The organism is Bradyrhizobium sp., assembly GCF_036735945.1.
GTDB lineage: Bacteria > Pseudomonadota > Alphaproteobacteria > Rhizobiales > Xanthobacteraceae > Bradyrhizobium.
Genome location: NZ_DAINNI010000212.1, coordinates 1 through 4,763, shown reverse-complemented (window position 1 = coordinate 4,763; position 4,763 = coordinate 1). Strand labels below are relative to the sequence as shown.

Here is a 4,763-nt window from a genome sequence, read left to right as displayed (position 1 = left end):
TCTTGATCCAGATCAGGCCGTCCAGCACCATCGGCCCGCAATCGTTGACGTCGACGTGGTAGGTGTCGACGCTCGGGTTCTTGCCGTCGTCCGGATTCCAGCGATAGATCCGGAACTCACGCGTTTCCGTCGCGCCGGCCGGCTTCGGCCAGGCCTTGCCGCCTGATATCTTCGAGTTCTTGGGAAGCGCAAATTCAGCCATGGTTGCAAGCCTTCGCGGTCGTCTTCAGTAAACCCGCGCCTTCGGCGGGATGTACTGAACGTCGTTCGTCATCGTGTAATTGTGCACCGGGCGGTAATCGATCGTGGTCTTGTCTCGGTTGTCGAGCCAGGCCAGCGTGTGCTTCATCCAGTTCTGGTCGTCGCGATCGGGGAAGTCCTCGCGTGCATGGGCGCCGCGGCTTTCGGTGCGGTTGGCGGCCGAATCCATCGTTACCACCGCCTGCGCGATCAGATTGTCGAATTCGAGGGTCTCGATCAGGTCGGAGTTCCACACCAGCGAGCGGTCGGTGGTTGCGATGTCCGTGATGCCGCCATGCACCTTGTGGATCAGGTTCTGGCCTTCGTGCAGGATGTCGCCGGTGCGGAACACCGCGCAATTGTTCTGCATCACGTGCTGCATGCTGTCCCGCAGCTTCGCCGTCGGCGTGCCGCCGGATGCGTGGCGATAATGATCGAGCCGGCCGAGCGCGAGGTCGGCGGAATCCTTCGGCAATTCCGGCTGCTTGCCGTTCGCGGTCAGCTTGTCCGCCAGCCGCAGCGCGGCGGCGCGGCCGAACACCACGAGGTCGATCAGCGAGTTGGAGCCGAGCCGGTTGGCGCCGTGCACGGAGACGCAGGCCGCTTCGCCGATCGCCATCAGGCCGGGCACCACGGAGTTGTCGTCACCGTCCTTCTTGGTCAGGACCTCGGCGTGATAGTTGGTCGGAATGCCGCCCATGTTGTAGTGCACGGTCGGCACGATCGGGATCGGCTCGCGGGTGACGTCGACATTGGCAAAGATCTTCGCCGATTCGGAAATGCCCGGCAGCCGTTCGTTGAGCACCTTGGGATCGAGATGATCGAGGTGCAGGTAGATGTGATCCTTCTTCTTGCCGACGCCGCGGCCCTCGCGGATCTCGATTGTCATCGAGCGCGAGACCACGTCGCGCGAGGCGAGGTCCTTGGCGGAGGGCGCATAGCGCTCCATGAAGCGCTCGCCCTCGGAATTGACGAGATAGCCGCCTTCGCCGCGCGCGCCCTCGGTGACGAGGCAGCCGGCGCCGTAGATGCCGGTCGGGTGGAACTGGACGAACTCCATGTCCTGCAGCGGCAGGCCGGCGCGCAGCACCATGCCGCCGCCGTCGCCGGTGCAGGTGTGCGCCGAGGTGCAGGACTGATAGGCGCGGCCGTAGCCGCCGGTGGCGAGAATCATGGTCTGGGCGCGGAAGCGGTGCAGCGTGCCGTCGTCGAGCTTGAGCGCGATGACGCCGCGGCAGGCGCCCTGGTCGTCCATGATCAGGTCGATGGCGAAGAACTCGATGTAGAATTCGGCGGAGTGGCGCAGCGCCTGGCCGTACATCGTGTGCAGCATGGCGTGACCGGTGCGGTCGGCGGCGGCGCAGGTACGCTGCGCCTGGCCCTTGCCGTAATCCATGGTCATGCCGCCGAACGGGCGCTGGTAGATCCTGCCGTCCTCGGTGCGCGAGAACGGCACGCCCCAGTGCTCCAGCTCGTAGACGGCCTCAGGCGCGTTGCGCACCATGTATTCGATCGCATCCTGGTCGCCGAGCCAGTCCGACCCCTTGACGGTGTCGTACATATGCCAGCGCCAGTCGTCCGGATGCATGTTGCCGAGCGAGGCCGAAATGCCGCCTTGCGCCGCGACCGTGTGCGAGCGGGTCGGAAACACCTTGGTGATGCAGGCGGTGCGCAGGCCGGCTTCCGAGCAGCCGACCACCGCGCGCAGGCCGGCGCCGCCGGCGCCGACGACCACGACGTCGTAGGTGTGGTCCTCGATCGGATAGGCTTTTCCATTCGTGGCCGGGCCGCTGCCGTTCGTGGCCTTGCCGTTACCTTCACCGGCCATGGGCTATACTCCCGACGACAATTTGAGGATCGCGTAGATCGATGACAGCGCCACCGCGATGCAGAAGAAGTTGTTGGCCATGACGCTGAAGAGCTTCAGCGTCTCGTTGTGCACATAGTCCTCGATCACGATCTGCATGCCGATCTTCATGTGCCAGGCGCTGGCGATGATGAAGAGCGCCAGGATGATCGCGATCGGGATCGAGCCGAGGATTTGCGCGGCGCCGGCATGATTGCGGCCGACCAGCATCAGCACGATCACGATGACGGGCACGATCAGCAGCGCCATCGCCACCGCCGTGAGCCGCTGCCGCCAGAAATCGCTGGTGCCGGAGTGCGAGGAACCGAGGTTGCGGACGCGGCCGAGCGGCGTGCGCATCGAGGACGGGCGGCTCATCGTCCGCCTCCCACGGTATAGGCAATGATCCAGATCAGGACGGTCAGCGAGATACCCGCGATCAGCGCGCCCCAGGTCAGGGCCTCGCGCTCGTTGGGCTTGAAGCCGTAGCCGAGGTCCCAGAAGAAGTAACGGATACCGCTACATAGGTGGTGCATCAGCGACCACGTGTAGCCGAACACGATCAGCTTGCCGATGATGCTGCCGGTGAAGGCCTGGACGTTGGCGTAGGCGCCGGGGCCGGAGGCGGCTGCGATCAGCCACCAGGCGAGCAGCAGGGTGCCGAAATAGAGCGCAATACCCGTGGCGCGATGGACGATGGAAAGCGCCATCGTCAGGGTAACGCGATAAATCTGTAGGTGGGGCGATAGCGGTCGTTCGGTCCTGGCGGTCATTCGGCGGCTTTATACGTTGTGTGGGACCGCGGCCGGCCCATCGGGAAACGCAGTAGATGAGTTCTATTTACGGAGTCGAATCAGTCCGCGCAACGACCAAATGGCTTTGAATCGAACTGGTATTCATTGCTATGACGCTATGAAACGAGATTGATTCAGCGGCTTGGTATACCACGGCGAGGTCGCATGGTCGAAGAATTGAATGTTGATTCTTATTTGTAGCCGGTGTCGGGCCTGGGCCGAAGGATCGGCTCCGCGCAGGCGTTCAATCGGATAATCGTCGAATGCGCTGATCTTCGGGGAAGCTGGCCGCGAAGACTGAAACGGCAGGTTGCAGCGGCGTTGGCGTCGGTTCGTCCTCCGCCGAGCAGTCGTACGAATGGGCCTGCTACGCGGCGGCGGCAGAGGCGCCGAGGCTATTCATCCAGAGCCGACCGGATATGCGGATTTTGCGGCCTGCTTGGCTGCTCCCGCGCTTCAGAAGCAGGTATGGCTCTGGCGGCGGCCGCGTCGCGGCCGGCCGGCGGCCGTGCAGATGCGCAGCTGGAAGTTCGAAAACGCGGATGCGCACCACATGATCGCCGGCCTCGATTCCAGGGAAATCATCGAACTGGCCTTGCTGCTGGTCGCGGTCGGGGCGCTGTCGGGGTTCATGGCCGGATTATTCGGCATTGGCGGCGGCGCCATCCTTGTGCCGGTGTTCTACGAATGCTTCCGCCTCGTCGGCGTGCCGCTGGAGGTGCGGATGCCGCTGTGCATCGGCACCTCGCTCGCGATCATCATCCCGACCTCGCTGTCGTCGTTTCGCGCCCATTACAAGAGGGGCGCGGTCGACACGGGAATCCTCAAGCTGTGGTGGCTGCCGATCGTGCTGGGCGTTCTCGCCGGCAGCGTCACCGCACGCTACGCGCCGGAGCGCCTGTTCAAGATCGTGTTCGTGATGGTGGCGTGGTCGGCCGCGGCGCGTCTGCTGCTGGCGCGGGAAACCTGGAACTTTGGCGACGACGTGCCGAAGGGTTTTTTGATGCGGGTCTATGGTTTCTTCGTCGGGCTGCTGTCGACTTTGATGGGGGTCGGCGGCGGCCTGTTCGCGAACCTCCTGATGACGTTTTACGGTCGCCCGATCCACCAGGCGGTAGCGACCTCGTCGGCGCTGGCGGTATTGATCTCCATTCCCGGCGCGCTCGGCTATGTCTATGCCGGCTGGCCTGCGGCCGCGCGCTTTCCCGACGTCGCCGCCCTCCAAGTTCCGTTCGCGCTCGGCTATGTCTCGCTGATCGGTGCGTTATTGGTGATGCCGACCACGCTGATTACGGCGCCACTCGGGGTGAAGGTGGCGCACGCCCTGTCGAAACGCGCGCTGGAGATGGCGTTCGGGACCTATCTGTTCATCGTCGGCGGCAGGTTCGTGATCAGCCTGCTGCCAGGCGTGTAGTCGCGAGACGATGAGGCAACGGTGGCGGGCTACTTCGAATAAATCTTTGCGTAGGTATCCCGCAGAATATTCTTCTGCACCTTGCCCATGGCGTTGCGCGGCAATTCGTCGACGACGAAGACGCGCTTCGGCATCTTGAACTTGGCAAGCCTGCCGTCGAGCGCCTGCATGACGCCTGCTTCCGTGACTTCAGTGCCCTTGTTGCAGACCACGACAGCGGTGACGCCTTCGCCGAAATCGGCATGCGGCACGCCGATCACGGCGGATTCGATCACGCCCGGCATGGCGTCGATCTCGCTCTCGATTTCCTTCGGGTAGACGTTGAAGCCGCCGGAGATAACGAGATCCTTGCCGCGGCCGAGGATGTGGACGTAACCCTTGGCGTCGATCTTGCCGAGATCGCCGGTGATGAAAAAGCCGTCGTCGCGGAATTCGGCCTTGGTCTTCTCCGGCATCCGCCAATAGCCCT

At 63.8% G+C, this 4,763-nt stretch carries 5 protein-coding genes and 1 pseudogene; 1 reads left to right on the top strand and 5 read right to left on the bottom strand.

The genetic code is table 11. The annotated features are described in order from the left end of the window. The 4 genes and pseudogenes from V7E26_RS29225 to sdhC form a co-directional block, all read right to left on the bottom strand. Positions 1–202: pseudogene (locus V7E26_RS29225) on the bottom strand (succinate dehydrogenase iron-sulfur subunit); the annotation flags it as partial. A 24-nt stretch (positions 203–226) separates the two neighbouring features. Beyond that, positions 227–2,068, bottom strand: a complete 1,842-nt coding sequence (sdhA, locus tag V7E26_RS29220) for a succinate dehydrogenase flavoprotein subunit (protein ID WP_324422856.1) — start codon at positions 2,066–2,068, stop codon at positions 227–229. 3 nt (positions 2,069–2,071) lie between these two features. Further along, positions 2,072–2,446, bottom strand: a complete 375-nt coding sequence (gene sdhD, locus V7E26_RS29215; RefSeq protein ID WP_324422858.1) for a succinate dehydrogenase, hydrophobic membrane anchor protein — start codon at positions 2,444–2,446, stop codon at positions 2,072–2,074. Positions 2,447–2,460: 14 nt separating this feature from the next. Next, complete coding sequence (sdhC, locus tag V7E26_RS29210; protein ID WP_324422855.1) at positions 2,461–2,859, bottom strand: succinate dehydrogenase, cytochrome b556 subunit; 399 nt, start codon at positions 2,857–2,859, stop codon at positions 2,461–2,463. A 574-nt stretch (positions 2,860–3,433) separates the two neighbouring features. On the opposite strand from sdhC, the gene V7E26_RS29205 reads away from it, so the two are divergent. Continuing rightward, positions 3,434–4,294 carry a sulfite exporter TauE/SafE family protein gene (locus V7E26_RS29205; protein WP_324422857.1) on the top strand — a complete coding sequence of 287 codons (861 nt, stop codon included), beginning with the start codon at positions 3,434–3,436 and terminating at the stop codon, positions 4,292–4,294. A 29-nt stretch (positions 4,295–4,323) separates the two neighbouring features. On the opposite strand, the gene V7E26_RS29200 is transcribed toward V7E26_RS29205, so the two are convergent. Further along, a partial coding sequence (locus V7E26_RS29200) for an AMP-binding enzyme (RefSeq protein WP_442893501.1) occupies positions 4,324–4,763 on the bottom strand: 440 nt, incomplete at its 5' end.

What these genes read in the sequence shown, in the direction of transcription:
- sdhC (WP_324422855.1), bottom strand. Translation starts at nt 2,859, where the DNA reads ATGACCGCCAGGACCGAACGACCGCTATCGCCCCACCTACAGATTTAT.
- sdhA (WP_324422856.1), bottom strand. Translation starts at nt 2,068, where the DNA reads ATGGCCGGTGAAGGTAACGGCAAGGCCACGAACGGCAGCGGCCCGGCC.
- V7E26_RS29205 (WP_324422857.1), top strand. Translation starts at nt 3,434, where the DNA reads ATGATCGCCGGCCTCGATTCCAGGGAAATCATCGAACTGGCCTTGCTG.
- sdhD (WP_324422858.1), bottom strand. Translation starts at nt 2,446, where the DNA reads ATGCGCACGCCGCTCGGCCGCGTCCGCAACCTCGGTTCCTCGCACTCC.